Raw genomic sequence first — 26,107 nt, forward strand, 5'->3', positions numbered from 1 at the left:
CGGCCCCTCGGGGAGGCCACCAGGACAGCCGCCTCCCCCGCCGGCACCCGGCTATCCGGCCGGCCGCTCCAGCAACTGCACCTTCACATCGGCCGGGAACCCGGTCGTCGGCCCGACCCGCCGGGCGAATTCCGCGACACCGCCCAGCTGCTCGGGCCCGAAGCGGAAGTCGAGCGTGGTGAAGTAGCGCTCCAGGACCGGTTCGTCGAAGGTCTCCCAGCGGGCCGCCTGCTCGGCGACCTTGGCGACCTCCTCCAGCGACAGATCGCGCGAGGCGAGAAACGCCTCGTGCACCTTCTGCACCACGACCGGCTCGCGCTCCAGGTAGTCGCGCCGGGTCGCCCAGACGGCGAAGACGAACGGCAGACCCGTCCAGTCCTTCCACATCTGGCCGAGGTCGTGCACCTCCAGGCCCAGCCGCGGCCCGTCGTGCAGATTGGCGCGCAGCGCGGCGTCGCCGATCAGCACCGCCGCGTCCGCCTCCTGCATCATCACGCCGAGGTCCGGGGGGCACGTGTAGTACTCCGGCCGCACGCCGATCTTCTCGGCCAGCAGCAGCTGGGCCAGCCGTACGGACGTACGCGACGTCGAACCCAGGGCGACCCGGGCACCGTCGAGCTGGTCCAGCGGCTTCTGCGAGACGATCACGCACGACATGACCGGGCCGTCGCAGCCGACGGCGAGGTCGGGGAAGGCGACGAGGTCGTCGGCGGCGCGCAGGAATTCGACGAGGGTGATCGGCGCGATGTCGAGCTCGCCCCGGACCAGCTGCTCGCTGAGCTTCTCCGGCGTGTCCTTGGTGAGGTCCAGATCGAGCAGGGTGCCCGTACGGGCGAGGCCCCAGTAAAGGGGCATGCAGTTCAGGAACTGGATGTGGCCCACTCGCGGCCGGCTGCGACGGCGGCCGGCGTCGGCTCCCGCGGGTGCGTCTCCGAAGGTTGAATTGTCCACATGCGGAGGCTAGACCCGTCTCCCCCGCGGCAGCGCAGCGGGGCAGTGCATGGACGTTAGTGCGGTCGGTTAAACGTGATCTTTGGCTCTTCCGCCTCAGGAGCAGCACATGCTACGCTCAGCGCAAGTTGCAGTTTGGTTTCCCTTGCAGTACAGAGCCTGCGGAGCATGTGACCCCGCAGGCTCTTGTAGTTTCAGACTTCTTTGCAGGTTCTGGAGCAGGGCAACCCTTTGGCCCAAGGAGGGCTTATGGCTACCGGAACCGTCAAGTGGTTCAACGCTGAAAAGGGCTTCGGCTTCATCGCCCAGGACGGCGGCGGCCCGGATGTCTTCGTCCACTACTCGGCGATCAACGCCTCTGGCTTCCGCTCCCTGGAGGAGAACCAGCAGGTGAACTTCGACGTCACGCAGGGCCCGAAGGGTCCGCAGGCGGAGAACGTCACGCCGGTCTAAGTTGCCCGGCCCGGAATTTCTTCCAGGTCGCCCCTAAGCAGTACCCAAGGAGCCCTGCTCCGCCACTTCGGTGGCGAGCGGGGCTCCTGCCTTTTGATTGCCATGATTCAAATGGCGACTACACGAATTTTTGCCGTCGGCCGCGCTACGCACCCGAATGGCGGGCGCGGAACGGAATTCCTGCGGCATTGAGCGCGCGGTTACGCGCGCGCCCCGCCCACGGACTTTTTCCGCCACGCCGAGGAACGGGGAATGCCGGCGGACGAACGGGAGCCGTGGCGCGAGGACGGGCTCGGCCGGCGCCGCCGGGGGTGGCGTTCATGGCGAAGTGATCACGGAAAGTGCTCACATGGCAACATGGAGCGGCCTATCTTGGGCAAGATGAGCGAGGACATGCCCCCACAGAAGCCCTGCCCCGACTGTGGCGGCAGCGGCACCGTGGAGTGGGAGACGCCGATGGGCGATGCGGTCACCACGCAGTGTTCCGGGTGCGGTGGCACCGGAACCGTCCTGGCGTAGAGGAGGCAGAGGCAGGCATGGCGGCCTTCAACAGGAACGGGAAGCCGGTCGGCCTGGACGCGCAGTACGTCGGCCGGCTGCCGTGCTCCACCTGCGGGATACGGTCGATGAAACTGCCCGGCCGGCAGGGCGGGTTGTGCATCCCGTGTTACGCGGACGAGTGCACCACCGCGGGACGCCGGGCGGCGACGGCCGGCGCGTGGGTGGCGGCCAGTTTCGTGGGCGACCCGTGCCTCGCGTGCGGGTCGCGGTCCGTTGATGCCAACGGGTGGGCGTTCTGGTGCAATTCATGTGAGATGCAGACGGCGGTGGCACTGCCGCCCCGGTGAATCACCTCGAAGCGGCGGGCAGCGCCAGCAGGGCCGGCAACACCGTTGAACCGGACGTCAGTTGACGAGCGGGCCGGCTTCCGGGCCGTGATGTCCGCACCGGGCCGGCAGCGCCTCGTGCGCGCACCCGGCGAGGCATGGCGCGACGGCAGCGCACGTCAGACCCCGTGCCACCTCCCCCACAGAGGTGACACGGGGTTCCAGTTTGACGCGCCGGGGGCTCCGGCTCCAGAGCGGGGGTCATCTGCTTTCGTAAAGGCCCGCTATGTCTTTGGCGAAATCGCGGATGACCGCTGCGCGGCGGAGCTTCAGGGACGGGGTGAGGTGCCCGGTTTCCTCGGTGAAATCCAGCGGGAGGACGGCGAACCGGCGGATGGATTCGGCGCGGGAGACCAGTTCGTTGGCGTCGTCGACGGCGCGCTGGAGGTCGGCGAGCAGGCGCTCGTCGTGGATCAGTCGCTCGAGCGGCAGGTTCTGCTTCTTGTTCATCTGGCACCAGTGGGCGAGGCCGTCCGGCTCCAGAGTGATCAGGGCGGTGATGTAGGGGCGGTTGTCGCCGACGACCAGGCACTGGCCGACGAGGGGGTGCGAGCGGAGGCGGTCCTCCAGGGGTGCGGGGGCGACGTTCTTGCCTCCCGTGGTCACGAGGATCTCCTTCTTGCGGCCGGTGATCGTGAGGTAGCCGTCGGCGTCGAGCGCGCCGAGGTCGCCGGTGGCGAGCCAGCCCTGGTCGGTGACGGGGCGGGCCGCGCCGAGGGCCGCGTCCCAGTAGCCGGAGAAGACATGGCCGCCGTGCACCAGGATCTCGCCGTCGTCGGCGATGCGTACGGCGGTGCCCGGCAGCGGCCAGCCGACCGTGCCGATGCGGGGGCGCAGCGGTGGGGTGACGGTCGTCGCGGCCGTCGTCTCCGTCAGGCCGTAGCCCTCGAAGATCTCGATGCCGGCGCCCGTGTAGAAGGCGGCGAGGCGGTGGCCGAGGGGCGAGCCGCCGCTGAGGATGTAGCGGACCCTGCCGCCGAGGGCGGCGCGGATACGGCGGTAGACGAGCGGGTCGTAGAGCTTGCGGGCGGCTTTGAGGGCGACACCGGGGCCGGAGCCCGTCCCGTGTTCCCTGGCTTCCACGGCCTCGCCGTAGGAGCGGGCGATGCGGGCCGCGCGGTCGAAGGAGGCTGCGCGGCCCATCTTCTCCGCGGTGGCGCGGCCGGTGTTGTAGACCTTCTCCAGGACGTACGGGATGCCGAGGAGGAACGTCGGCCGGAAGCCCGCCAGGTCGGCGAGCAGGTCGTCGGTCCGGATGCTGGGCGCGTGGCCCAGGCGCACCCGGGCGCGCAGGCATCCGACGGCGACCATACGGCCGAAGACGTGCGAGAGCGGCAGGAAGAGGAGGGTGGCAGCGGGCTCCTCGCTGACCGACTTGAAGACGGGGTGGAGGAGCTCGATGGCGTTGTCGACCTCGGCGAAGAAGTTGGCGTGCGTGAGGGCACAGCCCTTGGGGCGGCCCGTGGTGCCGGAGGTGTAGATGAGGGTGGCGAGGTCGTACGGGCCCGTGGCGGCACGGCGCTCGTCCACCACCGCATCCGGCAGGGCGCGGCCCTCGGCGACGAGTTGGGCGACGGCACCGGTGTTGAACTGCCAGAGGTGATCGAGGCCGGGGAGCTCGGCGCGCAGGCCGCTGATCAGGCGGGTCTCCTCGACGTTCTCCACGACGCAGGCGCGGGCGCCGGAGTCGTGCAGGATCCACTGCGCCTGGCGGGCGGAGGAGGTGGGGTAGATCGGGACGCTGACCAGGCCCGCCGCCCAGGCGGCGAAGTCGACGAGGGTCCACTCGTAGGTCGTACGGGCCATGATCGCGAGCCGGTCGCCGGGGCGGAGGCCGGACGCGATCAGGCCCTTGGCGACCGCGCGGACCTCGACGGCGAATTCCGCCGCGGTGATGTCGCGCCAGTTACCGCTGGGCTGCTTGCGTGCCAGGACGACCTCGGCGGGGGCCTCGGCGGCGTTGCGGAAGGGGATGTCGCCGAGCGAGCCGCGGTGGACGGGCGGGGCCACCGGCGGGACGTAGACCTCGCGGACCGTGCCGCCCACCAGGGTCTTCTGCGGCTCCACGAGGGCGGGGCGCGGGGCGGCGGGGGCGTCGGCCGGGTCGGCGGGTGGGGCGGTGGCTGCACTTTCCTGGTTGGACACGAGCGGGTCCTCGTTTCTCCTGTGGAGTGCGGGAGTGCGGGGAGGGGAGGGAGAGAGGGGAAGGCGGGGGTTGTTGACGGGGCTCGTACGGGGTGTGGGGACGTACGGGGACGCACGAGAGACGTACGGAGCCGCCTGCGGGCCGGAGTTGAAGAGGGCGGGCAGACGCCGGCGCGCCGCCGCCGGGCGCCGCCCTGACGGCGGGGGCCCGCGAAGCCGGGCAGCGAAGACCCCGCCGGAAGTGGTGGGCGAAGACCGCGTCCGGTCTCCCGGTGGCGTCGAACTGCCGGCCGTCATCGTGGCGTCGGCCTCGTCAGGTTCGAACGCCCGCCGGAGCCGGGAGGGTTGGGGCGGCGCGGGAGCGGCGACGGCGACCGATGGCGGAAGGCTCGCCCCCGGCGGGGGAATCCGTGGAACACATCCTCGACCCAGCTCCTGACCGGACAGTAACCTTACTTTGAGGTAAAGCTACGCGAGGACCGGTAGTTGGCCAATGCCCGAGCAGGCCCTTCGTCCGGGCAATTCCGGGCCCGACCGCCCCGCCGCCCGCCCCTTCGTCCGGCTCCTCCCCGACCGTCCCGGTCTGCCACGCCCACCCGTGCGGATGTCCGGGAGCGGAAGCCGTACGACAACAGCCCTTGCCCGGGAGGGGAAGCCGTACGGCACCAGCACAGGTGGGCGCCGAGGCCCGGCGCGCGCGAGGGCGTTACCGTCCACCCACCCGCGCGCCACCCCCGGCGGCCCCCCGCGCACCACGACCGGAGGCCACCCGCGCCCCGCCGCCGGAGCCCGTCCGCGTCACCTCCTGGCGCCGGAAGCGCTCTGCTGACCGACGAGCCCGCCGGGCGCCCACCGCCCGCCCTCCGTCAGCCGGCCGAGGCCCGCCCAGACGAAGTTCATCATCGTGGACGCGGTGTCCTTCGCCGACGGATGCTCGCGCTCGCCCGAAGCCCCTTCGTCCGTACGGACGTTGACCCACTCGGCCAGCGACTCCGCCGCGCCGACCAGGGCATGGGCGAGCCCGGCGACCTCCCGTTCGGCCAGCTCGCCGACGCAGCCCGCTTCCTTTGCGGCCGCACCGATCAGCTCCGTCACGAAGGCGACGATCTCCGCCCGCATCATGGCGACTTCGCGTGCGAACGGCTCACCGTGCGTCCGCGCCTGCTGATGGAGTACGGCCCAGCCGGACGGGTGCGCGGCGGTGTGTGCGAAGAACCCCTTCAGGCCGCTCCACAGTTGCCGGTCGGCCGTCACCCCCGGCTCGACGGCCGCCGCCACGGCCGCCACCAGCGCCTCCGACTCCCGCCGGATCACCGTACTGAACAGGTCTTCCTTCGAATTCAGGTAGAGATAGACCAGCGGCTTGGAGACTCCGGCCGCCTCGGCGATCTCGTCCATCGAGGCAGCCGCATAACCACGCCGTGCGAACGTCAGCACCGCGGCATCGAGCATCTGCTGCTCCCGGACAGCGCGCGGCACCCGCTTGCTCTTCACAGCTCCCACCCTGAATGTCCCTCCATCCCGCCCCTTTACTGCAAAGTAAGTTTACGATCTTCGCTTCCCCGCCCGCCTCCCTTGACGACGTTCCCGCCATCACGAGACGATACGTCTCGTTACGTCATGGCGCAGGGTCCCTGCGCCCACTCCCCTGGAGGTCAGCCCCATGCAGCAGTTCATCGATGCCGCTCCCGGAATCCGCCTGTGGACCGAGCAGCGCGGCGCCGCCGATGCGGCCCCCCTGTTGCTGGTCATGGGCGCCCGGGCGAGCGGCGTCGCCTGGCCGGAGCCGCTGGTCGACGCGCTCGCCGCGCACCACCGGGTCATCCGCTACGACCACCGCGACACCGGCCGTTCGAGCTGGCCCTTCGAGGAGCGGCCGTACCGGATCCCCGATCTCGCCGATGACGTGATCGCGGTCCTCGACGGGCTGGGCATCGACCGGGCTCATATCGTCGGCATGTCATTGGGCGGCATGCTTGCCCAGTTGGTGCTCGCCGACCACCCCGACCGACTGCTCAGCGCCACTCTCATCGGCACCAGCGCCCTCAGCAGCACCCCGTACACCCGCCCCGACGGCACTACGGTCCCCGTCGAGGAGCTGCCGGGCATCTCGCCCGAGGTCCTGGAGCTGTGGGCCCGCCCGGTCGAGGATCACGGTCCGACGGCCGACATGCAGCGCCGGATCGAACACTGGCGGGTACTCGCCGGTGACCAACTTCCTTTCGACATCGACTCTTTCCGCGCTCTTGAGCGGCGCGTCATCGAGCACACCGGGCACGACCGGACGAGCACCGCGCACGGCCGTGCGGAGCACGATGGAATGCTCCGCACGGACCGGCTCGCCAAGAACGAGGTGCCGACCCTCGTGATCTGCGCACCCGCCGAGCCGGTCTTCCCGCCGCCGCACCCCCAGCACCTCGCGCAGTGCGTCCGCGGTGCCCGTGTCGTCGAGATCCCGGGGATGGCGCATGCGCTGCCGCCCGCCGTACTGGAGCCGCTCGCCACGGCGATCCTGCGCCATACGGGAGCGGCGGCGGGCTGAGCAGCGGGCGAGGAACGGAACGGGGGGAGTACGCAGAAGTGCCCCGGCCTGGGTGACAAGGCCGGGGCACCTCGGTGCCGGGGGCGGCGCAGCGCGCCCGGGGACGTTTGCTAGGCGGCAGCCGCCGCCGGTACGGCGCCCTGCTCCCGGGCACCCTGCTCTTCCGCGGCGTCGGCCCCGGCCGCGTCGAGCGTGATGCTCGTGGCGCCGTTGTACGCGTCGCGGTCCAGGATCTTCTCCCTGGCGGACACCAGGATCGGGATGACCGACTGGCCGGCCACGTTCGTGGCCGTCCGCATCATGTCCAGGATCGGGTCGATGGCCATCAGCAGACCGACGCCCTCCAGGGGCAGGCCCAGCGTGGAGAGGGTCAGCGTCAGCATCACCGTCGCGCCGGTCAGGCCGGCGGTGGCGGCGGAGCCGATGACGGAGACGAAGGCGATCAGGAGGTAGTCGCCGATGCCGAGGGGGACGTCGAAGATCTGGGCGATGAAGATCGCGGCGATCGCCGGGTAGATCGAGGCGCAGCCGTCCATCTTGGTCGTCGAGCCGAACGGCACCGCGAAGGAGGCGTACTCGCGCGGCACGCCGAGGCGCTCGGTGACCTGCTGGGTGACCGGCATGGTGCCGACCGACGAGCGGGAGACGAAGGCCAGCTGGATGGCGGGCCAGGCACCGCGGAAGAACTGCAGCGGGTTGACCTTGGCGACGGTCGACAGCAGCAGCGGGTAGACCCCGAAGAGGACGAGCGCGCAGCCGACGTAGATGTCGACGGTGAAGGTCGCGTACTTGCCGATGAGGTTCCAGCCGTACGTCGCGATGGCGTTGCCGATGAGGCCGACGGTGCCGATCGGGGCGAGGCGGATGACCCACCACAGGGCCTTCTGGAGCAGCTCGAGGACCGAGCGGCTGATCGCGAGGACCGGCTCGGCCTTCTCGCCGAGCTGGAGGGCCGCGATACCGGCCACGGCCGCCATGAAGACGATCTGCAGGACGTTGAGCTCGGTGAACGGCGTGATGATGTCGGTGGGGACGATGCCGGTCAGGAAGTCGATCCAGGAGCCCGCGTGGTCGGGGAGCTTGCCGTCCTTGGGGGTCAGGCCGGTGCCCGCGCCCGGGTTGGTGAGCAGGCCGATCGCCAGGCCGATCGCGACGGCGATCAGCGAGGTGGCCATGAACCACAGCAGGGTGCGGCTGGCGAGCCGGGCGGCGTTGTTGACCTGCCGCAGGTTGGTGATCGACACCAGGATCGCGAAGAAGACCAGCGGGGCCACGGCGAGCTTCAGCAGCTGGACGAAGAGGTCGCCGATGTGCTGCAGCGTGGTGGTGAGCCAGCCGACGTCACCGCTCTTGGCGATCCAGCCGAGCAGCACGCCCAGGGCGAGGCCGGCCAGGATCTGCACCCAGAACGGGACCTTGGGTATGCGGGAGGACTTGGGGGGCCGGGGAGCCTGTGAGGACTCGGCGGTCTCGGCAGACGTGGACAACGGACACACTCCGGGGACAGGTGAGACGTCGGGGACGGCGAAAAGAAGCGCCAGGAAAAGAGAGCGGCTGCGGAGCAGACGCGAAGGGGGCCTCTCCCGCCCGGAGGGGTCGGGGAGAAGATCTCCGGCCGCTGAGGAGAACGGTCAGCGGCGGCAACAGGCCGCGGACATACAGCGGCAGAGATCGACGTGCAGGCGCGCCACGAGCGGAGTGCTCATGGGGAACGAGGGCGCGGCTGCTGTCTTCATGGCAAGTACATTAACACTTGAACTTTGAGGAACCCAAAGAAAATCTTTGGGTTCCCAAGGGGCCGGGCAGCGGACCCTCCGTCAAAAACACGACGGGCGCCCGGCCATGGAACGGAATCCATGGCGCCGGGCGCCCGTCGTGAAGAAGCTGCTGTGAGGCGTCTTACATAAAGGTCCAGGCCTTTACTGGACCCCGTCCTCCTGGCCGGCGTTGGCCGCGAGACGCTCGCGCTGCCGGTCGACCTTGGCGACGATCTGCTCGGACATCGCGTCCCGCTGCTTGCGCAGCAGCACGAAGCTGAGCGGCGCGGAGATCACGATGGCGAGCAGCAGCATCCACACGGTGTTGGAGGCGCCGATGGCGAGCGGGATGACGTGGACGTACGACAGCGCCCACACCACGGCGAACGAGGCGACGAAGAGGCCGATGCGAAGGGCGGTGTAGCGGAGCGTGGCGAAGTGGTGGCTACTCACGGATGGGACCTTCTCCTCAACGGCAACCTAAAGGGTCTGCATCCAGTCAAGCACAGCGCTTCGGGCGATCTTCGCGGCCCCTGCCGCGGAGGGCCCTCGCCGCAGCCACCGGGCGGCCGGCCCGCGTCCCGTACGGCGGTCCCGGCCCGCCGCCCGCCGGTCAGCTCAGCTCCAGCCACATGGTGACGTCGTCGCGGAAGTCGTCGTCGGCCAGCTTGATCGCGCCGGGGACGCGGCCGACCTCCTTGTAGCCGCAGGCCTCGTAGAAGCGGTGGACGCCCGTTCCGCCGCGGCAGGTGAGCCGCAGCGCGGTGACGCCGTCGAAGCCGCGGGCGGCCTCGGCGACCGCGGCCATCAGCCGGCGGCCGGTGCCCTGCCCCTGGAGGGAGGGGTGGACCATGACCGTGTAGACCCACAGCCAGTGCGTCATCAGGCGGTGGCCGTTGAAGGTGGGGAACGCCGTGGCCAGGACCCGGCCCTCCGGGTCGCGGCCGACCATCAGGCGCGTACGGCCCTCGGCCATGGCCGTCAGATGCGTGAGCAGATCGGGCCGTATCTCCTCGGGGGCCACCGGCGGGAGGAAGCCGACCGCGCCGCCGGCGTTGGAGACATCGGCCCACAACGCGCATATCCCGTCGCGCAGTCCGGGGGTGACGGAAGGGTCCAGGTCGAAACGCACGTCCATGACCCGGACCCTAACCCTCACCGCCGACAGCGCCTCCGAGCAGGTCAGACGCGCATCGGCTGGGGGGATTCGCGGCGGTCCGGGTCCGGGCCCGGGTACTCGCGGATGGCCTCGTAGCGGGTGTTGCGCTCGACGGGGCGGAAGCCGGCGTCGCGGATCAGGTCGAGCAGGTCCTCACGGGTCAGCTTGTTGGGCGTGCCGTAGTTGTCCGCGTCGTGCGTGATCTTGTACTCGACGACCGAGCCGTCCATGTCGTCCGCGCCGTGCTGCAGGGCGAGCTGGGTGGTCTGCAGACCGTGCATCACCCAGAAGCACTTCACGTGCGGGACGTTGTCGAAGAGGAGGCGGGAGACCGCGAAGGTCTTCAGGGCCTCGGCGCCGGTCGCCATCGTCGTCCGGGCCTGGAGCTTGTTGCGGACCTTGCCGTCCTGCATGTCCACGAAGTCGTGCTGGTAGCGCAGCGGGATGAAGACCTGGAAGCCGCCGGTCTCGTCCTGGAGCTCACGCAGCCGCAGCACGTGGTCGACGCGGTGGCGGGGCTCCTCGATGTGCCCGTAGAGCATCGTCGAGGGGGTCTTGAGGCCCTTCTCGTGCGCGAGCCGGTGGATCCGCGACCAGTCCTCCCAGTGGGTGCGGTGGTCGACGATGTGCTGCCGGACCTCCCAGTCGAAGATCTCGGCGCCGCCGCCGGTCAGCGACTCCAGACCGGCGTCGATCAGCTCGTCGAGGATCTCGGAGGCGGACAGGCCCGAGATGGTCTCGAAGTGGTGGATCTCGGTGGCGGTGAACGCCTTGAGGGAGACCTCCGGGAGGGCTTCCTTGAGGGCCTTGAGGGAGCGCGGGTAGTAGCGCCACGGCAGGGTCGGGTGCAGGCCGTTGACGATGTGCAGCTCGGTGAGGTTGTCGTTCTCCATCGCCTTGGCGAGGCGGACGGCCTCCTCGATGCGCATCGTGTACGCGTCCTTCTCGCCCGGCTTGCGCTGGAAGGAGCAGTAGGCGCACGAGGCGGTGCACACGTTCGTCATGTTGAGGTGACGGTTGACGTTGAAGTGGACGACGTCGCCGTTCTTGCGCGTGCGCACCTCGTGGGCGAGGCCGCCCAGCCATGCCAGGTCGTCGGACTCGTAGAGGGCGATGCCGTCCTCGCGGGTCAGCCGCTCCCCGGCGTGGACCTTCGCCTCCAGCTCGCGCTTGAGGCCCACATCCATCGACGCAGCCATCCGGTCGCCTCCCAGTCTCTGCCGTATTCGGTGCCGTCCCGGTGCCCTTGCGGAGCCGGAAACGGGCTTCGTCGAGCGTACTCCCCCGTGGTAGGGGCGGACGGAGGCCCCTGGCGCGCCCGTCCGCTCCCGGGTGCCGGCCGGCGCCAGGTGGCCTACTCGGCCTCTTCGGGCAGCTGGCCGACGCGGTTCTCCCACTTGGTGGAGAGCACGATCGTGGTGCGTGTACGGGAGACGCCCTTGGTGCCGGACAGCCGCCGGATGGTGCGCTCCAGCCCGTCGACGTCGCCCACCCGCACCTTGAGCATGTACGAGTCGTCGCCGGCGATGAACCAGCAGTCCTCGATCTCCTCGAGGTCGCGCAGCCGCTGCGCGACGTCCTCGTGGTCGGTGGCGTCCGACAGCGAGATGCCCACCAGCGCCGTGACGCCGAGGCCGAGCGAGGCGGCGTCCACCGTCGCGCGGTAACCGGTGATCACGCCCGCCGCTTCGAGGCGGTTGATCCGGTCCGTGACGCTGGGCCCGGAGAGGCCGACGAGCCGGCCGAGCTCCGCGTACGAGGCCCGCCCGTTCTCGCGAAGTGCCTGGATGAGCTGCCTATCCACCGCGTCCATGCCCTCAAGCCTTCCAATCTTTACGCATATTCGAGTTCTGCATGTAGAATCTAAGGCATACAGGGCCTTAGCCCTGAGAATCTTTCAGACGATCAGAGACGATCTCACAGGAGCTGTCACCGTGTACTCGATCGAGATGGCCTACGCCCGCATGCGCGAGCTGCAGGACCAGGCCAATCGTTCACGTGCCCACCGGACCGCCGCACCGCGGTCCCGCCGCCTCTTCGGCCGCGCCGCCGCGGCCAAGAAGCGCTAGCGAGCGTCCGGGGCCTCCTCCGCTTCCCTGGAGCCGCCCCGCAACTCCCCTTCCCAACGCCGGTACAGCCCGTGCGGCACCTCGGCCGCATCGAGCACCCGGCCGGCGACGAAGTCCACCAGATCCTGGATGTGCGTCGCCCCCGCATAGAACGCCGGTGAGGCGGGCAGCACCACGGCGCCCGCCTCGTCCAGCGTCACCAGATGCTTCAGCGTCGGACCGTTCAACGGGGTCTCGCGCACCGTGACCACCAGCCGCCGCCGCTCCTTGAGCGTCACGCTCGCCACCCGCTGCAGCAGATCCTTCGAGAGCCCGAGCGCTACCCCGGCCACACACGCGGTGCTCGCCGGAACGATCAGCATCCCCTTCACCGGATACGAGCCCGACGAGGGCCCGGCCGCCAGATCCCCGGCCGGCCAGTACCGCACATCCGCCAGGTCCGCCTCCGCCACCGGGAACGTCGACGGCTTGCCATCGGCTCCGCGCGCCAGCCATTCCCGCAGGTCGGCGCGCCAATGAGCATCCCGGAACGCAATGCCGGTCTCGTCCAGCAGGGTCAGCCGCGACGCCCGGCTGACGATCAGATCCACCGCCTCCCCGGCGGCGAGCAGCCCGCGCAATACGGACGCGGCATACGGCGTCCCGGACGCGCCGGAGATCCCCACGACCCACGGACGGCGTCGGCCGGGGCCCTGCTTACTGGTGTCGTTGTGCGGCGGCTCCACGCATCGAGCCTATCCGGCGGAACCGCGGACCCCACCACGGCCGTTCTTACCTGTGCGCCCCTTGCGCGACCCCGCCGAGGGCCGCCCCACCGGGGGACGAGAAGGGACGGCCGGAGATGAGATCACGCGCGAAGCCGGCGATCTGCCTGATGCTGGGCTGGGTCGCACTGCTGTGGCTGCTGGAGGGCGTCGATGTCGCCACCGGCGGCAGCCTGGACACCTTCGGCATCCAGCCGCGCGAGCCCGCCGAGCTGCTCGACATGGTGCCCGCCGCCTTCCTGCACTTCGGCTTCGCCCATCTCGCCGCAAACACCGTGCCGTTGCTGCTGCTCGGCTTCGTCGCCGCACTGCGCAGCGGGGTCCGGCGCCTGCTCGCGGTCGTCCTGCTGATCATCCTCGCCAGCGGGCTGGGCGTATGGTTCACCGCCGCGCCGGACAGCAACACCGCGGGCGCCTCCGGCGTCGTCTTCGGCCTCTTCGGCTACCTGCTGGTGCGCGGCTTCATCGAGCGCACCCTGCTCGACATCGGCATCGGCCTGGTCGTCGGCGTGCTCTACGGCTCGATCCTGTGGGGCGCGCTGCCGTCCGACAACGGCATCAGCTGGCAGGGGCACCTGTTCGGCCTGATCGGCGGAGTGCTCGCGGCCTTCGTCTTCCGGGAACGCCCTCGCGGCGACCTGGCCGGGGCCGGTGTCCGACCCGTCACGTAGCCTCGCTGGAAACGGGAGCCACGGGGGCGCGCACTGCCTCGCAGCGCGCGGCACCGGGCGCGGCGCGGTACGCCGTACATGCGGCGTACCCGGTACACGCGGCACGCAGTACACACGGGGTGAGCAGACCATGTCCGACCATCAGCAGCCCGGCTACGGCCCTCCGACGGGCGGCCCGCAGGGGCCTTACGGGACACCGCCACAGGGGCCCTACGGGACACCGCAGGGGCCGTACGGAGCGTCGCAGCCGGGGTACGGAGCGCCGCAGGATCCGTACGGGGCGCAGCAGCCCGGATATGGGACGCCGCAGGATCCGTACGGGACACCGCAGCCGGGCTGGCACGGCGGCGGCGCGCCGGGCGGCTACGGCTATCCCGGTGCCCAGCAGCCAGGACCCGGTTACGGCGGCACCGGCACGCCGCCGTCGCCCGCGCCCTCGACCGGGCCCGCGATGTGGGCCCACCTCGGCGCGCTGCTGACCGTGACGGCGGGCACGATGATGTGCTGCGGCCTGGGCGCTCTCCTCGGCTGGATCTTCCCGCTGTCCGTCCGCGGCAACGACCGCCACAGACACGACCCGTACATCCGCCACCACGCCACCCAGGCGGTGAACTTCGGCATCACCCAGGCCATCATGGCGGCCCTCGGGGCGGTGCTCTACTTCGCCAGCGCCTTCATCTTCGCCGCGGCCGCCGACACCGACGCCCAGCGCAACAGCTCCGGCCTGGCGGTCCCGCTGCTGACCGTGATCGTCATCTTCGGCGGCTACGCCCTCTCCGGCGTGATCTGCGCGGTCATCGGCACGGTGAAGGCGACGCGCGGCGAACTGTGGACCTACCCCCGCCTGATCGCCTGGCCTCTCAGCAAGGGCTGAACAACCCGCCCGCCCGCCGGCCCGTCAGACCGTGAGCCCCCGCACCAGCAGATCCAGCAGCGCGCAGACGAACAGCGCGATGCCGATGAAGCCGTTGACCTGGAAGAACGCCCGGTTCAGCCGGGTCAGGTCGTGCGGCCTGACGATCGTGTGCTCGTAGAGGAAGGCCGCCGCCACTATCACCAGGCCCAGCCAGAAGAACGCGCCCGCGCCGGTCGCCAGGGCGTACCAGGCGAAGAGCGCCGTGGTGACGAGGTGGCAGCCGCGCGCGCCCCAGATCGCGGCCGGGATGCCGAAGCGGGCCGGGACCGACAGCACGCCGGTCTCCCGGTCCGTCTCCACGTCCTGGCAGGCGTAGATCAGGTCGAAGCCGCCGATCCAGATCCCCACCGCGAGGCCGAGGATGACCGCCTGCCAGGACCAGGACCCGGTGATCGCGAGCCAGGCGCCGATCGGGCCCATCGCCTGGGCGAGGCCGAGGATCGCCTGCGGGAAGTTGGTGAAGCGCTTGCCGTACGGATAGACCACCATCGGCACCACCGCGAGCGGGGCGAGCGCCAGGCACAGCGGGTTCAGCAGGGCGGCGGCGCCCAGGAAGACGACGAGCGCGATCAGCGCGCCGGTCCAGGCTGACTTCACCGATACGGCGCCGGTGACCAGTTCCCGGTGCGCGGTACGCGGGTTACGGGCATCGATCTCGCGGTCGATGATCCGGTTCGCGGCCATCGCGAACGTGCGCAGGCCGACCATGGCGATGGTGACGAGGAGCAGCCGGCCCCAGTGGACCTGCCGGTCCCACTCGTACATCGCGGTCAGGGACGCGATGTAGGCGAAGGGCAGCGCGAAGACCGAGTGCTCGATCATCACGAGGCGCAGGAAGGCCTTGGTGCGGCCCGGCTGCGGGACCGCCGCGGATGCGCTGGTCATGAGAGTCCGTACTCCTTCCAACGGCGGTCGACCATCGCCGCCGTCCGCGGGTCGGACTCGACCATGTGGGGCCAGCCGCCGTCGCGCGTATAGCCCTCCTCGGGCCACTTCTCCGTCGCGTCGATCCCTGCCTTGCCGCCCCAGAACTGCTGGTAGGAGGCGTGGTCGAGGTGGTCGACGGGGCCTTCGACGACCGTGAGGTCGCGGGCGTAGTCGGTGTTGCCGAGCGCCCGCCAGGAGACCTCGTGGAGGTTGTGCACATCGCAGTCGGCGTCCACGACCACGATCAGCTTGGTCAGCGACATCATGTGCGCGCCCCAGATGGCGTGCATCACCTTCTGGGCGTGTTTGGGGTACTTCTTGTCGATCGAGACGATCGCGCAGTTGTGGAAGCCGCCGGATTCCGGCAGGTGGTAGTCGACGATGTCCGGGACGATGATCTTGAGGAGCGGCAGGAAGAACCGCTCCGTCGCCCGGCCCAGCGGCCCGTCCTCCGTCGGCGGGCGGCCCACGACGATCGACTGGAGCAGCGGCCGCTTGCGCATCGTCACGCAGTCGATGGTCAGCGCCGGGAACGGCTCCTGCGGCGTGTAGAAGCCGGTGTGGTCGCCGAACGGCCCCTCGGGCAGCATCTCGCCCGGCTCCAGCCAGCCCTCGATGACGACCTCGGCGTGCGCCGGCACCTGCAGCGGCACGGTCTTGCAGTCGACCATCTCGATCCGCTTGCCCTGGAGGAAGCCGGCGAAGAGGTACTCGTCGATGTCACCGGGCAGCGGTGCGGTGGAGGCATAGGTGACGGCCGGCGGGCAGCCGAAGGCGATGGCGACCGGCAGCTTCTCCCCGCGCTTGGCGGCGACCTGGTAGTGGTTGCGGCTGTCCTTGTGGATCTGCCAGTGCATGCCGATGGTGCGCTTGTCGTGGCGCTGCAGGCGGTAGAGGCCCAGGTTGCGCACGCCGGTCTCGGGGTGCTTGGTGTGCGTCAGGCCCAGGTTGAAGAAGGAGCCGCCGTCCTCGGGCCAGGTGAACAGCGCCGGGAGCCGGTCGAGATCGACGTCGTCGCCCCGGAGCACGACCTCCTGGACGGGCGCTTCCTTCACCTTCTTCGGCGGGACGTGCGTCATGCCCGCGAGCTTCCCGAACGCCTCGCGCACACCGACGAAACCGTGCGGCAGCTCCGGCTTGAGCAGTCCGCCGATCTTGGCGCTGATGTCCTCGTACGCCTTGAGGTCCAGCGCCTTCAGCAGGCGGCGGTCGGTGCCGTAGACGTTCATGGCGAGCGGCATCGCCGAGCCCTTGACGTTCTCGAAGAGCAGCGCCGGGCCACCGGACTTCTGCACCCGGTCCACGATCTCGCCGACTTCCAGATACGGGTCGACCTCGGCCTTGATGCGCTTGAGGTCGCCTTCCCGCTCCAGTGCACGCAGGAACGAGCGAAGATCGTCGTAAGCCATGCCTTCCAGTATCGGGTACGCACTACCCTGGACGGGTCACCGGGCCCGGCGAGGGCCCGCCGTCGCGCGCTGGGGGCCCGTTCCGCAATGCTCAGGTATCTGCCGTTCCTCCTGGTGCTGGCGCTGTGGATCTACGCGTTCATCGACTGCCTGAACACCCCCGAATCCCAGGTGCGCGGTCTGCCCAAGGTCGCCTGGGTGTTCATCATCCTGCTCTTCGGCGAGGTGCTGGTCGGGCCGGTCGCCTGGCTGGTGGCGGGCAAGCAGCGGCAGCCGGCGACGGGCGGCGGCACCACTCCCGCCGCGGGGCACCGCAACCACCGTGCGAAGTTCGTGGCGCCCGACGACAACCCCGAGTTCCTCCGGTCCCTGGCTGACGAGAGCAACAAGAAGGACGAGGCGCTGCTCAAGGACTGGGAGGCCGACCTGCGCCGCCGCGAGGAGGAGCTGCGACGCAGGAGCCGCGACGCGGCGGACGGCGGCAGCGGCCCCGAGGACACCCCGCCGCCCGCCCAGGGCTAGGGCTTTTGCCCCGCCGTCCGCTCGTCCGCGTGGGGCACGCGCCGGACACGCCGCCGGGCGTACGGTGAGCGCATGGACGGTATGGACCGTACGCAGGACTGGGGTCAGGACCGCGACGAGCTTCGTCTGCACGGCCGTGTCGACGGTCACCGCGACCTGACCGGCCACCCCGACCACGTCCAGGAGCAGGCCCGCGCCATGCTGGCGACGGCGCTCGCCGAGGCCCGCACCGGTCTCGCCGAGGGCGGCATCCCGATCGGCGCGGCGCTCTACGGCCCGGACGGCACCCTCCTCGGCCGCGGCCACAACCGCCGCGTCCAGGACGACGACCCGACCATGCACGCCGAAACCGCGGCCTTCCGCGCGGCCGGCCGCCGGCCCGGCTACCTCGGCACGACGATGGTCACCACCCTCTCCCCCTGCTGGTTCTGCAGCGGCCTGGTCCGCCAGTTCGGCATCTCCCGCGTCGTCATCGGCGAGGCCCGCACCTTCCACGGCGGCCACGACTGGCTGGCCCGGCACGGCGTACGGATCGTGCTGCTGGACGACCCCGAGTGCGCGGCGATGATGCGCGACTTCATCGGGGCACAGCCGGAGCTGTGGCACGAGGACATCGGGGGCGAGTGACCTGCCCGGCCGGCAACGGCCCGCCCCGCGCCCGCAGGGAGGCGCGCCCTCCGTCACCGTGCAGCGACTCCCGCCCGGCAGGGGGAGTGTCAGCCGAGCAGTCGCCGGCGCCTGGAACCATGGCGAGTCTCTCCGGCAAGTGGCATACGAGGCTGGTGTCCGTCCCCGTCTCCGCCCTGCCGACGGGCGTGGTGCCGACTGGCTCACCACTAAGGGTGAGTCGGGCTGTCCCCCGTCCTTGCACGACGGGGGACAGCCCTTGAGGGACGGCCTTTGAGGGACGGCCTTTGAGCGACAGCCCCTGAGGGGCAGGCCGCTTACCGGAAGGCCGTCAGGCCAGAGTCGGCGCTGCGTGGACCGGTCCTCTCTTCGCGAGTACCGCAGCAGGACCCGTCATGCTGACCCGGCCGATCGGGCACAGCCGGTTCACGCCGGCGGGAAGCAGGGCCTCAGGGTGTTGGTCGCCTGGACCGGGACGCCGCCGACGGTGGCGGTCGCCGTGTAGCTGCTGGCGCTGATCTGCAGGATGGACAGGCCGGCGTTGAGGGTGGCGATGCCGTTGGCGTTGGTCACCGCGGTGCCCACCGGTAGGCCGGAGACGAAGAAGGTGACCGTGACTCCCGCTTGCGCCGGCGTGACGGCGGCCGTCAGCGTCGCCGCGAACAGGCTCGGAATCGGGAAGGGCAGGTTGACGTGCCAGCAAGCGGGCGCCGCGCTCAGCGGGCCCGTCGCCGGAGTGACGGTGATGGGGAGGGGCGCGGACGCGACGCCGGTGCACGCGCAGGCGGTGCCGGCCGCGGTGACGGTGGCGGTGATGGTTGCGGGCCCGGCGGTGTTGAAGGTCAGCGATCCGGTGGCGACACCGGCCGCGTTGGTGGTGGCGGTCACCGGGACCGCACCACCGGTGAAGGTCACCGACCCACCGACGACCGGCAGACCGTTGCAGGTCACCACAGCGGACACGGGGGTCGGCTGCCCGACGACCACCGGCCCGGACACCGGCTGGACCACCACCAGGCAGGACGGCTGCGGAGTGACGGTGATGGGCAGGGGCGCGGAGACGACGCCGGTGCACGCGCACCCGCTGCCGGCCGCGGTGACGGTGGCGGTGATGGTGGCGGGCCCGGCGGTGTTGAACGTCAGCGACCCGGTGGCGATGCCCGCCGCGTTGGTGGTGGCGGTCACCGGGACCGCACCACCGGTGAAGGTCACCGACCCACCGACGACCGGCAGACCGTTGCAGGTCACCACAGCGGACACGGAGGTCGGCTGCCCGACGACCACCGGCCCGGCCACCGGCTGGACCACCACCGAGCACGTGGACAGGGACGGCACGGTGACCGCGTTCGAGTCCAGCGTGACGGCGGCGCCGATGGCCAGCAGCCGACCGTCCACGATGGCCCCCGTGGTGGCGGTGATCGAGGTGAAGGCGAGGATGCTACCCCTGATGGTGGAGCCGGCGCCGAGTGTCGCGGAGCTGCCGACCTGCCAGAAGACGTTGGAGGACTGCGCCTGGTTGATGAGGTTGACGTTGCCGGTGGCTCCCGTGATGAGCGTGGTGATCGTCTTGAAGACGAAGACGGCGTTGGGGTCACCCTGAGCGTCCAGGGTCAGTGTCCCGTTGAGGGAAAACGTGCCGGACAAGGAGTTGTACACGCCGGGCGTCAGGGTGGTCCCGCCGAGTTCCGTCGCGACGGTGGCCGTGACCGGGCGCACCAGCGCGTTGGCGTACCCGTTCAGCAGGTCGGTCTGAGCCTGCGCCGCGGCAGCGTCGTTCAGGTGGATGGTTCCGGTGACCGTTCCGGGAGGGAACCCGGTCACCGCACCGGCGGGGCTCACTCCGAGGTCGCCGGCGACCACGGTGGGGCCGGTGTTGGTGATCGCCGTGTTGGCGAGCACGCCGTAGGTGGCGGCGGTGCCCAAAGGTACGGTTGCCATCGCGGATTTCCTTTCCAAGGTTTCCGGGGCAGCCCTGATGCCGCCCCGGAACGGTGCGAGTGCGGTGCGCTTTCACCGCTGCGACCGGCGCCTCGGGCACGGGGGGTGAGCTGTGCCGTCTGCTGCGCGCCGGGATGAAGGGGAGGGATTCAGTCGAGCGTGGTTTTCGCACTCGCCACAGCTGCCCGACCAGCACGGTCAGGCGTCGGCGGTCCGCGCCGCGTGCTCCTGGGAGTAACGCCGCAGCAGGGGACGCCTGGCGTGGGGCCGTCGTCTGTGGCGGATGTCGAGGGGCCGGTATCACGGCCGGATGGAGTCGCGGAGTCGCCGGGAAAGGCGAAGTAGTCGCCCCAATTGGCCACTTGGTGTGCCGACGGTCCGGGAAGGCCGGTTGTCCATCGGGGCGGCCCTTACCGGGCCGATCGGTTCAGCGGAGTCGGCAAGGTGAGCCGCTTCCCGCTCACCCCGAGTCAAAGCAGTTGATGCCTGTTCGGCTGCATACCCTTGCCCATGCCGAGTCCTCGCGATCTAGGTCTGTGTGGATCTAGGCCGGGACTCCAAGAGGCTGACTGGCAGTCAGCAACGACCGGTAGGGGCAACTAACCGGCCGTCCATGGAGTTCCCCTTACGCAATGCCGCCGGCCACTACTGGTCGACCGGCAATCACGAGTCACCGAGAGGGATGGGCGGCCTCCGGACTCACCATCGCCATTAAGGCGCCACCGGCGGGCCTTGGATAGAGAGAGGGTCCACATGTCACCCGGATGGCTCAGCGTGGCCTGCGGCCTCATCGCTGTCCGTTGTGCGCGGGCGCCCACGGTCGGCGCCTCCCGCCGCCGGCACACCGGGAAATGACGGCGCCGGAATCTCGCAAGTAAGGCTTCTCTGCCTGGCCGTATGCATCGACGGACGACACCCGGATAAGGGAAGGCGCCGCCAATATCCCGCCCCGCCAGTGCCACACCATCACGCGCCGCACACCACGTCCGGCCTCTGCCCCCGCCGCAATTCCGCAGCGCGCGTGACACGAGAAATGATGCGCCGGCGGCAGTGAAATGGGGTGTGGGTTGGTGCACTCTCACGTGCAACCGCCCGGAAGGGCGGCCCCGGTGTTGTATACGCCGGGGCCGTTGATCGTTGTCCCACCCGTGGGCGCGACCGCACAGCAGGCCCCCAGGCACCCAGGTCCCAGGTCCCGCGTCCGGGGGCGTGCGGCGGGCCTCCCGTCGGGAGGGATTGCCTCGGGCCGTTCCCTCGCGGACGCCTGGGCCGTTCAACCCATTACTGCGCATCCGTCCGACGGACTCTTACCAGGAGTAAGCTGGCATTACCGAGAGCATTTCGCACACCGGCCTTCAAGCTCGTGTCGTTCTCGGCGATTCACGACGCCGGGCCGGTTTTGACCGGCCCGGGGCAAGGTCCGCGTCATGACCGCGACCGTTCTCTCCCCACCTGTCCCCGAGGACCGGACCTCTTCGCTGCCCCTCCGACTCCTGCTGGCGCCGGCCGGCACCGCTCCGGCTCTGCTCGACGGGGCGTGGTGGCCCCGCTCCCGCGACCTCATGGCGGAGCTTCCCTCACTGACGGCCTTCCTCGACCCGCTGTGGGGGCGGATCACCCACGTCACGGTGAACCCCACGTTCTGGCCGGTCATCCCACGCAAGGTGCCCGTCAAGGGGCATGTGGTGGGTGTCGGCTGGTTCAAGGAGGAGCAAGATCCCCACAAGCTGCTGCTGCTCTCCTACACCACCGGCCGTTGGGACCTGCTGGTGATCCCTCCGGAGACCGGTCCCGCCACAGCCGCCCGGCTCATGACCGAGGCTGCCGATCCGTTCGGCACCCTTACGGCGAGCGGCCTGATGGGCGCAGCGGAGCAACGCCGGATCGCAGCAGATGCCGACTCAGCCCTGATCTCGGCGTGGGACTCCGAAGGCGGCCACGGAGCACGCCTGCCGACCTCACACTCCCCCGCCCGGGTCGTTGCTTCGGTACCGGATACGCCGGAAGGCAACTGAGTCCTCCACCAGGCCGACCAGCCAGGAGCTCAAGACGTGGGAGTACCGCGAGCTGCGGAGGACCGTCGCGGCACGGATCGCCGAGAGCGGACGGATACGGGTGGTCCGCGGCCCACGGCCGAGGTCCTGCGGGGGCTGGTGGGCTCCGAGGTCCGGGAGAGCCGGAAGGTTCCAGAAGAGGCCGAGAACTACTAGCGCATGAACCCGGTGATGCGGTTTCTGTCCTCAGCGGCACGTATTCCTAAGGCAATTCCTTGACCATCGCCACCACTTGCCAGATTTTTTAACGACTCGCATACACACAGAGAGGTATGTACGTCGGCGGGTCCTGCACATCAGGCCGGCACACACTGAACCGCCATCAAGTCCTTCCCAATGGTGAACAAAATCTGCCACCCCACCGCCCCTCGAACACGCAAAACCTATGTTCGACCCATCGCAGGTCAAGGGAAGATTCCGTAGGTCACACCAGCATCGAGATACGGGGGCGGGATGAGCGCACAATTCGGTGTCGATCCTGAGACTCTCCAAGACCTTGCGGGCAGGTTCGACACGGAGGCCAAGGAACTGGGCAAGCACATCCAGGAGTTCACGGCGTCCTCGTCCGAGGTCGGCCAGGCATTCGGCCTGCTGGGCGCCTGCGATGGCGCGTTGGCGAAGTACCAGCAGCTGATGCAGCACACCGCCACGGCGCTCTCACGACTTCCCCAGGTGCTCAACAGTGACGGCTCCCGGCTGCGTCTCAACGCGGAGAATTACAAGGCGACGGACCAGGCCACGAACCACCATCTGCAGGCCATGACGAGGCCGTAGAGGACGATGTGAGCATCAACAGCTGGATCGACGGCAAGGTCCTCGAGATTCTGCAGGCATTCGGTGTGGAACTCCCCAGTGGTGATGGCGAAACACTGCGCTCGATCGCCCGTTCCTGGGACACCATGGGCACAGAGCTGACCAACACGGTGCGGGCCGTGGACAGCGCAATTTCAGGTGTCGACAAGCGGGGCTGGCACGGCCGAGCCCGTGATGCGTTCGAGAAGCACTGGGGCGAGCAGAAGAAGGTCATCGAAAAGGTTGCGAACAACTTCCACCAGGTGGCCCGCGGGCTTCGGTCCTATGCCGACGAGATCGACAACATAAACGAAGAGATCATCGACATCTGCGTCGAGATCGCCGAGATGGAGATCGCCGGAGCAGTCCTGTCGGCATTCACCGGGTTCCTCTCCGACATCGTGGCCAATACGGCCGTGGCCGAACGGGTGGCCAAGATCATCGATCTGGTGAAGCTCTTCACCTCAGCGGCCGAGAAGGTCGCAGGCTTGCTGGAGCGCTTCGGATCCCTGAGCGCAGAATCGGCTGCGACCGGGGCATCGAATCCGACCTTCAAAACCTCGCCAAGGACGCCGACGAAGCCGGGGAAGGGGCGAAGTAGTCAGTGCCTCCTGAGCCCAATACCGTGACGCTGGCGGGCGTGGCGCACAACAATCCGCACTACGACCCAGGCTGGTCGGGCTTCTTCCTCGCGCTCCTGGGGATCGCGGGGTGCCTGATCGCCTTCACCGGTGTCGCGGTGACCATCGCTCTCCTACGCGTCGACGGACGGAAGACCTGGGGAAACTACGTGATCGGCCCGGTGATCCTCGTCATCGGCCTCGCCACCACCACCGTCGGATTCCAACTGCTGTAGCCCGGAGGCGGAAGGCCCACCGCCTAGCAGGGGCGGCTACGGAGGCGCGTGGAGCCCTTCCTGAACCGAGCATCAGGCAGGGCTCCACGCACTTCATACTGCGCTTCACCCCGAGGACCGCCTGATCGTTCCGGTCCACCATGAGGTTCTGGACGAGCGCGTCCCCCCGTACGGGGCCCTTTTCGGGCTCGAATCGGAGGTTCTCCACACGATTGCGGAGCTCACTCGCGCGTTTTCGCAGCGGGGAGAGCAGACGGCCCCCGGGCGTGCCCGTGCCGGCCGTCCGGTCCCAGCGCTACGCCCCCAGCCCCGCCCCCAGCGCAATTTCGGTGGCCCCGCTCCCCCTCGTCCACAAAGATGCCCCCCATGAGCAACACCCCCGAAGCCCCCGCCCAAGACCGCGCGCACGCCCCCGCCCACCCCGCCGAACCACCCCGCCGCATCCGCGCCCTGCACACCGACGACACCGTCACCGTCTACCAGGCGTACTCCCCCGCGCTGGGGCTCCCGGCCGCGCGGGACGGGCGATTTCCCGCGGCCTGGAAGCGGGAGCGGATGACATGGATCAAGCCGTCGTTCCTGTGGATGATGTACCGGTGCGGCTGGGGCGCCAAGGCCGACCAGGAGACCGTGCTCGCGGTGGAGATCGAGCGTGCCGGGTTCGACTGGGCGTTGGGGCATGCCTGTCTGTCGCACTACGACCCGGACGAGCACCCCGACCGCGGGGCCTGGCAGCGGGAGTTGAAGGGGTCGCCGGCGCGGGTGCAGTGGGATCCGGAGCGGGATCTGCGGCTGCGGGCGCTGCCGTACCGGTCGCTACAGCTGGGACTGGCGGGGGAGGCGTCGCGCCGGTATGCCGATGAATGGACGGTGGCGATCACGGACGTCACGCCTCTGGCGCACGAGATCCATGCGCTGGTGCGTTCCGGGGAGACGGCGGCGGCCGCGGCGCTGCTGCCCGAGGAGCGCCCCTACCCGGCACCCGGGGGAACTCCGGGGCTGTGCCGCGTGTCCTGACGGAGCTTCACAAACGCGTAATTCCGGCCGCCGCGCGGTCCGCCGGGGACTGGTCCGTGTGGCGTATGGGACGTAGCGTCCACCGGCCAACTCTCGATCGTTCACGGCCAATTGATGCATCGTTCAGCAACCTCCCCCTGCCCGGGAAACTCGGCCGCCGCCACAGTCATGTCGGCCCACTGAGGGCTCAGGCGACTCAGGGAGAGTGGCACATATGCCCGACATGACCCGACGCAGACTCCTCGGCTCGGCGGCCGGCGCGGTCGGCGGCGCCGCCGCGCTGTCGCTGCTGCCGCCCAGCGTGCAGCAGGCCGTCGCGGCCGGACCCGCGCGTCACGGCTCACTGCACGACGTCGAGCACGTGGTGATGCTGATGCAGGAGAACCGGTCGTTCGACCACTACTTCGGCACCCTGCGCGGCGTCCGTGGCTTCGCCGACCCGGACGCGCTGACGCTGCCGGACGGCCGGTCCGTCTTCCATCAGCCGGATGCGGAGAACCCGGACGGCTATCTGCTGCCGTTCCGTCTCAACACGCACACCACCAGCGCCCAGGCCATCCCCTCCACCAGCCATGCCTGGTCCGTGCAGCACGAGGCGTGGAACGGCGGCAAGATGGACCGCTGGCTGCCCGCGCACCGCAAGGCCGACGGGATCAACGGTCCGTATGTGATGGGCTATCACACCCGGGCGGACATCCCGTTCCAGTTCGCCCTCGCGGAGGCGTTCACACTCTGCGACAACTACTTCTGCTCGGTCTTCGGCCCGACCTGGCCCAACCGCCTGTACTGGATGACCGGCACCCTCGACCCGGGCGGCACACAGGGCGGTCCGGTGCTGAACAACACCGCGCCCAAGCCGTACCGCTGGACGACCTACGCCGAGCGGCTGCAGGCGGCGGGCATCAGCTGGAAGGTCTACCAGGAGGAGGACGACTACGGCTGCAACCTCCTGGAGCAGTTCCAGACGTTCCGGGACTCCAAGCCCGGGGAGCCGCTCTACGAGCGCGGGATGCGGGCGCAGCCGGCCGGGGCCTTCGAGGACGATGCCCGGGCCGACCGGCTGCCGGCCGTCTCCTGGCTGATCCCCACCAGCCACCAGTCCGAGCACCCGGACTATCTGCCGGCGGCCGGCGCCGACTACGTCGCCCGGAAGATCGAGGCGATCGCGTCCAACCCGAAGGTATGGGCCAAGACCGTCTTCATCCTGAACTACGACGAGAACGACGGGCTCTTCGATCATGTGCCGCCGCCGGTGCCGCCCCCGGGGACGAAGGACGAGTTCGTCCGGGGCCTGCCGATCGGCGGCGGCTTCCGGGTGCCGTGCCTGATCATCTCGCCGTGGACGGTGGGCGGCTGGGCCGCGGGCGATCCCTTCGACCACACCTCGGTGCTGCAGTTCCTGGAGCGCTGGACCGGCGTGGCGGAGCCCAACATCAGCGACTGGCGGCGGGCGGCCTTCGGCGATCTGACGTCCGCGTTCGGCTTCCGTCACCGGCCGCACCGCCCGCCGCGGCTGCCGCGCGACACCGCCGAGCAGCTGGTCGAGGCGCAGTGGGAGGTGGCGCATCTGCCGAAGCCGACGCTGCCGGGGGCGGGCCAGCGGCCGCCGCGCCAGGAGCGTGGCCGGCGCAGGCGGCGCTAGGACCTGCCT

At 69.9% G+C, this 26,107-nt stretch carries 26 protein-coding genes; 14 read left to right on the top strand and 12 right to left on the bottom strand.

Annotation, left to right across the window (positions count from 1 at the left end):
* Nucleotides 1-51: 51 nt before the first annotated feature.
* Nucleotides 52-951, bottom strand: a complete 900-nt coding sequence (locus tag Scani_RS34090; protein ID WP_159481559.1) for a menaquinone biosynthetic enzyme MqnA/MqnD family protein — start codon at nt 949-951, stop codon at nt 52-54.
* 249 nt (nt 952-1,200) lie between these two features.
* Between Scani_RS34090 and Scani_RS34095 the strand changes: the two genes are divergently transcribed.
* Nucleotides 1,201-1,404, top strand: a complete 204-nt coding sequence (locus Scani_RS34095; RefSeq protein WP_003984261.1) for a cold-shock protein — start codon at nt 1,201-1,203, stop codon at nt 1,402-1,404.
* 381 nt (nt 1,405-1,785) lie between these two features.
* Nucleotides 1,786-1,923 (top strand): hypothetical protein, encoded by a 138-nt coding sequence (locus tag Scani_RS34100; RefSeq protein WP_159481560.1) that lies wholly within the window; start codon nt 1,786-1,788, stop codon nt 1,921-1,923.
* A 569-nt stretch (nt 1,924-2,492) separates the two neighbouring features.
* On the opposite strand, the gene Scani_RS34110 is transcribed toward Scani_RS34100, so the two are convergent.
* Nucleotides 2,493-4,436 (bottom strand): AMP-dependent synthetase/ligase, encoded by a 1,944-nt coding sequence (locus tag Scani_RS34110; protein ID WP_159481562.1) that lies wholly within the window; start codon nt 4,434-4,436, stop codon nt 2,493-2,495.
* Nucleotides 4,437-5,234: 798 nt separating this feature from the next.
* Nucleotides 5,235-5,939, bottom strand: a complete 705-nt coding sequence (locus Scani_RS34115; RefSeq protein WP_246296306.1) for a TetR/AcrR family transcriptional regulator — start codon at nt 5,937-5,939, stop codon at nt 5,235-5,237.
* Nucleotides 5,940-6,099: 160 nt separating this feature from the next.
* On the opposite strand from Scani_RS34115, the gene Scani_RS34120 reads away from it, so the two are divergent.
* A complete protein-coding gene (locus Scani_RS34120) occupies nt 6,100-6,978 on the top strand; it encodes an alpha/beta fold hydrolase (RefSeq protein ID WP_159481563.1) in 879 nt (292 codons plus the stop codon).
* Nucleotides 6,979-7,088: 110 nt separating this feature from the next.
* On the opposite strand, the gene Scani_RS34125 is transcribed toward Scani_RS34120, so the two are convergent.
* From Scani_RS34125 to Scani_RS34145, 5 genes are all read right to left on the bottom strand, one after another.
* Entirely contained in the window at nt 7,089-8,465 is a 1,377-nt protein-coding gene (locus Scani_RS34125) for a dicarboxylate/amino acid:cation symporter (RefSeq protein WP_159481564.1), read from the bottom strand.
* Between the two features lie 432 nt (nt 8,466-8,897).
* Nucleotides 8,898-9,188, bottom strand: coding sequence for a DUF4229 domain-containing protein (locus tag Scani_RS34130; RefSeq protein ID WP_159481565.1), 291 nt, complete (start codon nt 9,186-9,188; stop codon nt 8,898-8,900).
* Nucleotides 9,189-9,348: 160 nt separating this feature from the next.
* Nucleotides 9,349-9,873 (bottom strand): GNAT family N-acetyltransferase, encoded by a 525-nt coding sequence (locus Scani_RS34135; protein ID WP_159481566.1) that lies wholly within the window; start codon nt 9,871-9,873, stop codon nt 9,349-9,351.
* Nucleotides 9,874-9,917: 44 nt separating this feature from the next.
* The gene (gene mqnE, locus Scani_RS34140) at nt 9,918-11,081 is read right to left on the bottom strand and encodes an aminofutalosine synthase MqnE (RefSeq protein ID WP_159482535.1); all 1,164 of its coding nucleotides are present in this window, start codon (nt 11,079-11,081) and stop codon (nt 9,918-9,920) included.
* 167 nt (nt 11,082-11,248) lie between these two features.
* Nucleotides 11,249-11,707 (bottom strand): Lrp/AsnC family transcriptional regulator, encoded by a 459-nt coding sequence (locus Scani_RS34145; protein ID WP_042155701.1) that lies wholly within the window; start codon nt 11,705-11,707, stop codon nt 11,249-11,251.
* A 121-nt stretch (nt 11,708-11,828) separates the two neighbouring features.
* Between Scani_RS34145 and Scani_RS41875 the strand changes: the two genes are divergently transcribed.
* On the top strand, nt 11,829-11,963 hold the full coding sequence (locus Scani_RS41875; protein ID WP_281392207.1) for a hypothetical protein: 135 nt from the start codon (nt 11,829-11,831) through the stop codon (nt 11,961-11,963).
* Here the strand turns inward: Scani_RS41875 and Scani_RS34150 are convergent.
* Nucleotides 11,960-12,688 (bottom strand): UbiX family flavin prenyltransferase, encoded by a 729-nt coding sequence (locus Scani_RS34150; protein WP_159481567.1) that lies wholly within the window; start codon nt 12,686-12,688, stop codon nt 11,960-11,962. The genes Scani_RS41875 and Scani_RS34150 overlap by 4 nt on opposite strands.
* Nucleotides 12,689-12,804: 116 nt before the next feature.
* Between Scani_RS34150 and Scani_RS34155 the strand changes: the two genes are divergently transcribed.
* Nucleotides 12,805-13,398 carry a rhomboid family intramembrane serine protease gene (locus Scani_RS34155; protein ID WP_159481568.1) on the top strand — a complete coding sequence of 198 codons (594 nt, stop codon included), beginning with the start codon at nt 12,805-12,807 and terminating at the stop codon, nt 13,396-13,398.
* Nucleotides 13,399-13,528: 130 nt separating this feature from the next.
* The gene (locus Scani_RS34160; RefSeq protein WP_159481569.1) at nt 13,529-14,272 is read left to right on the top strand and encodes a DUF4870 domain-containing protein; all 744 of its coding nucleotides are present in this window, start codon (nt 13,529-13,531) and stop codon (nt 14,270-14,272) included.
* A gap of 24 nt (nt 14,273-14,296) precedes the next feature.
* On the opposite strand, the gene mqnP is transcribed toward Scani_RS34160, so the two are convergent.
* Complete coding sequence (mqnP, locus tag Scani_RS34165; protein WP_159481570.1) at nt 14,297-15,199, bottom strand: menaquinone biosynthesis prenyltransferase MqnP; 903 nt, start codon at nt 15,197-15,199, stop codon at nt 14,297-14,299.
* On the bottom strand, nt 15,196-16,650 hold the full coding sequence (locus tag Scani_RS34170) for a menaquinone biosynthesis decarboxylase (RefSeq protein WP_159481571.1): 1,455 nt from the start codon (nt 16,648-16,650) through the stop codon (nt 15,196-15,198). The genes mqnP and Scani_RS34170 overlap by 4 nt, the downstream gene beginning before the upstream one ends.
* An 87-nt stretch (nt 16,651-16,737) precedes the next feature.
* Here Scani_RS34170 and Scani_RS34175 point away from each other — a divergent pair, with 87 nt between their 5' ends.
* Nucleotides 16,738-17,172, top strand: coding sequence for a PLD nuclease N-terminal domain-containing protein (locus tag Scani_RS34175; protein WP_159481572.1), 435 nt, complete (start codon nt 16,738-16,740; stop codon nt 17,170-17,172).
* Nucleotides 17,173-17,244: 72 nt separating this feature from the next.
* Entirely contained in the window at nt 17,245-17,799 is a 555-nt protein-coding gene (locus Scani_RS34180; protein WP_328688470.1) for a nucleoside deaminase, read from the top strand.
* A gap of 426 nt (nt 17,800-18,225) precedes the next feature.
* Here the strand turns inward: Scani_RS34180 and Scani_RS40455 are convergent, their stop codons facing one another.
* A complete protein-coding gene (locus Scani_RS40455) occupies nt 18,226-19,737 on the bottom strand; it encodes an ice-binding family protein (RefSeq protein WP_218039213.1) in 1,512 nt (503 codons plus the stop codon).
* A 1,427-nt stretch (nt 19,738-21,164) separates the two neighbouring features.
* Here Scani_RS40455 and Scani_RS34190 point away from each other — a divergent pair.
* The 6 genes from Scani_RS34190 to Scani_RS34215 all read left to right on the top strand — a co-directional run bounded on the left by Scani_RS34190 (nt 21,165) and on the right by Scani_RS34215 (nt 26,098).
* A complete protein-coding gene (locus Scani_RS34190; protein WP_159481573.1) occupies nt 21,165-21,752 on the top strand; it encodes a DUF5994 family protein in 588 nt (195 codons plus the stop codon).
* A gap of 492 nt (nt 21,753-22,244) precedes the next feature.
* Nucleotides 22,245-22,565 carry a WXG100 family type VII secretion target gene (locus tag Scani_RS34195; protein WP_159481574.1) on the top strand — a complete coding sequence of 107 codons (321 nt, stop codon included), beginning with the start codon at nt 22,245-22,247 and terminating at the stop codon, nt 22,563-22,565.
* An 8-nt stretch (nt 22,566-22,573) separates the two neighbouring features.
* On the top strand, nt 22,574-23,212 hold the full coding sequence (locus Scani_RS34200; RefSeq protein WP_159481575.1) for a WXG100 family type VII secretion target: 639 nt from the start codon (nt 22,574-22,576) through the stop codon (nt 23,210-23,212).
* A gap of 11 nt (nt 23,213-23,223) precedes the next feature.
* The gene (locus Scani_RS34205; protein ID WP_159481576.1) at nt 23,224-23,439 is read left to right on the top strand and encodes a hypothetical protein; all 216 of its coding nucleotides are present in this window, start codon (nt 23,224-23,226) and stop codon (nt 23,437-23,439) included.
* Nucleotides 23,440-23,805: 366 nt separating this feature from the next.
* Nucleotides 23,806-24,456, top strand: a complete 651-nt coding sequence (locus tag Scani_RS34210; protein ID WP_159481577.1) for a DUF4291 domain-containing protein — start codon at nt 23,806-23,808, stop codon at nt 24,454-24,456.
* A 214-nt stretch (nt 24,457-24,670) separates the two neighbouring features.
* A complete protein-coding gene (locus tag Scani_RS34215) occupies nt 24,671-26,098 on the top strand; it encodes an alkaline phosphatase family protein (protein WP_159481578.1) in 1,428 nt (475 codons plus the stop codon).
* The last annotated feature ends 9 nt before the right edge of the window (nt 26,099-26,107 follow it).

Origin of the sequence: Streptomyces caniferus, assembly GCF_009811555.1 — a bacterium.
GTDB lineage: Bacteria > Actinomycetota > Actinomycetes > Streptomycetales > Streptomycetaceae > Streptomyces > Streptomyces caniferus.

Excerpts from the sequence above, each read along its gene's own strand:
- Scani_RS34095 (WP_003984261.1), top strand. The coding sequence starts at position 1,201 with ATGGCTACCGGAACCGTCAAGTGGTTCAACGCTGAAAAGGGCTTCGGC.
- Scani_RS34100 (WP_159481560.1), top strand. The coding sequence starts at position 1,786 with ATGAGCGAGGACATGCCCCCACAGAAGCCCTGCCCCGACTGTGGCGGC.
- Scani_RS34120 (WP_159481563.1), top strand. The coding sequence starts at position 6,100 with ATGCAGCAGTTCATCGATGCCGCTCCCGGAATCCGCCTGTGGACCGAG.
- Scani_RS34135 (WP_159481566.1), bottom strand. The coding sequence starts at position 9,873 with ATGGACGTGCGTTTCGACCTGGACCCTTCCGTCACCCCCGGACTGCGC.
- mqnE (WP_159482535.1), bottom strand. The coding sequence starts at position 11,081 with ATGGATGTGGGCCTCAAGCGCGAGCTGGAGGCGAAGGTCCACGCCGGG.
- Scani_RS34145 (WP_042155701.1), bottom strand. The coding sequence starts at position 11,707 with ATGGACGCGGTGGATAGGCAGCTCATCCAGGCACTTCGCGAGAACGGG.
- Scani_RS34155 (WP_159481568.1), top strand. The coding sequence starts at position 12,805 with ATGAGATCACGCGCGAAGCCGGCGATCTGCCTGATGCTGGGCTGGGTC.
- Scani_RS34160 (WP_159481569.1), top strand. The coding sequence starts at position 13,529 with ATGTCCGACCATCAGCAGCCCGGCTACGGCCCTCCGACGGGCGGCCCG.
- mqnP (WP_159481570.1), bottom strand. The coding sequence starts at position 15,199 with ATGACCAGCGCATCCGCGGCGGTCCCGCAGCCGGGCCGCACCAAGGCC.
- Scani_RS34170 (WP_159481571.1), bottom strand. The coding sequence starts at position 16,650 with ATGGCTTACGACGATCTTCGCTCGTTCCTGCGTGCACTGGAGCGGGAA.
- Scani_RS34175 (WP_159481572.1), top strand. The coding sequence starts at position 16,738 with ATGCTCAGGTATCTGCCGTTCCTCCTGGTGCTGGCGCTGTGGATCTAC.
- Scani_RS34180 (WP_328688470.1), top strand. The coding sequence starts at position 17,245 with ATGGACGGTATGGACCGTACGCAGGACTGGGGTCAGGACCGCGACGAG.
- Scani_RS40455 (WP_218039213.1), bottom strand. The coding sequence starts at position 19,737 with ATGGCAACCGTACCTTTGGGCACCGCCGCCACCTACGGCGTGCTCGCC.
- Scani_RS34190 (WP_159481573.1), top strand. The coding sequence starts at position 21,165 with ATGACCGCGACCGTTCTCTCCCCACCTGTCCCCGAGGACCGGACCTCT.
- Scani_RS34195 (WP_159481574.1), top strand. The coding sequence starts at position 22,245 with ATGAGCGCACAATTCGGTGTCGATCCTGAGACTCTCCAAGACCTTGCG.
- Scani_RS34210 (WP_159481577.1), top strand. The coding sequence starts at position 23,806 with ATGAGCAACACCCCCGAAGCCCCCGCCCAAGACCGCGCGCACGCCCCC.
- Scani_RS34215 (WP_159481578.1), top strand. The coding sequence starts at position 24,671 with ATGCCCGACATGACCCGACGCAGACTCCTCGGCTCGGCGGCCGGCGCG.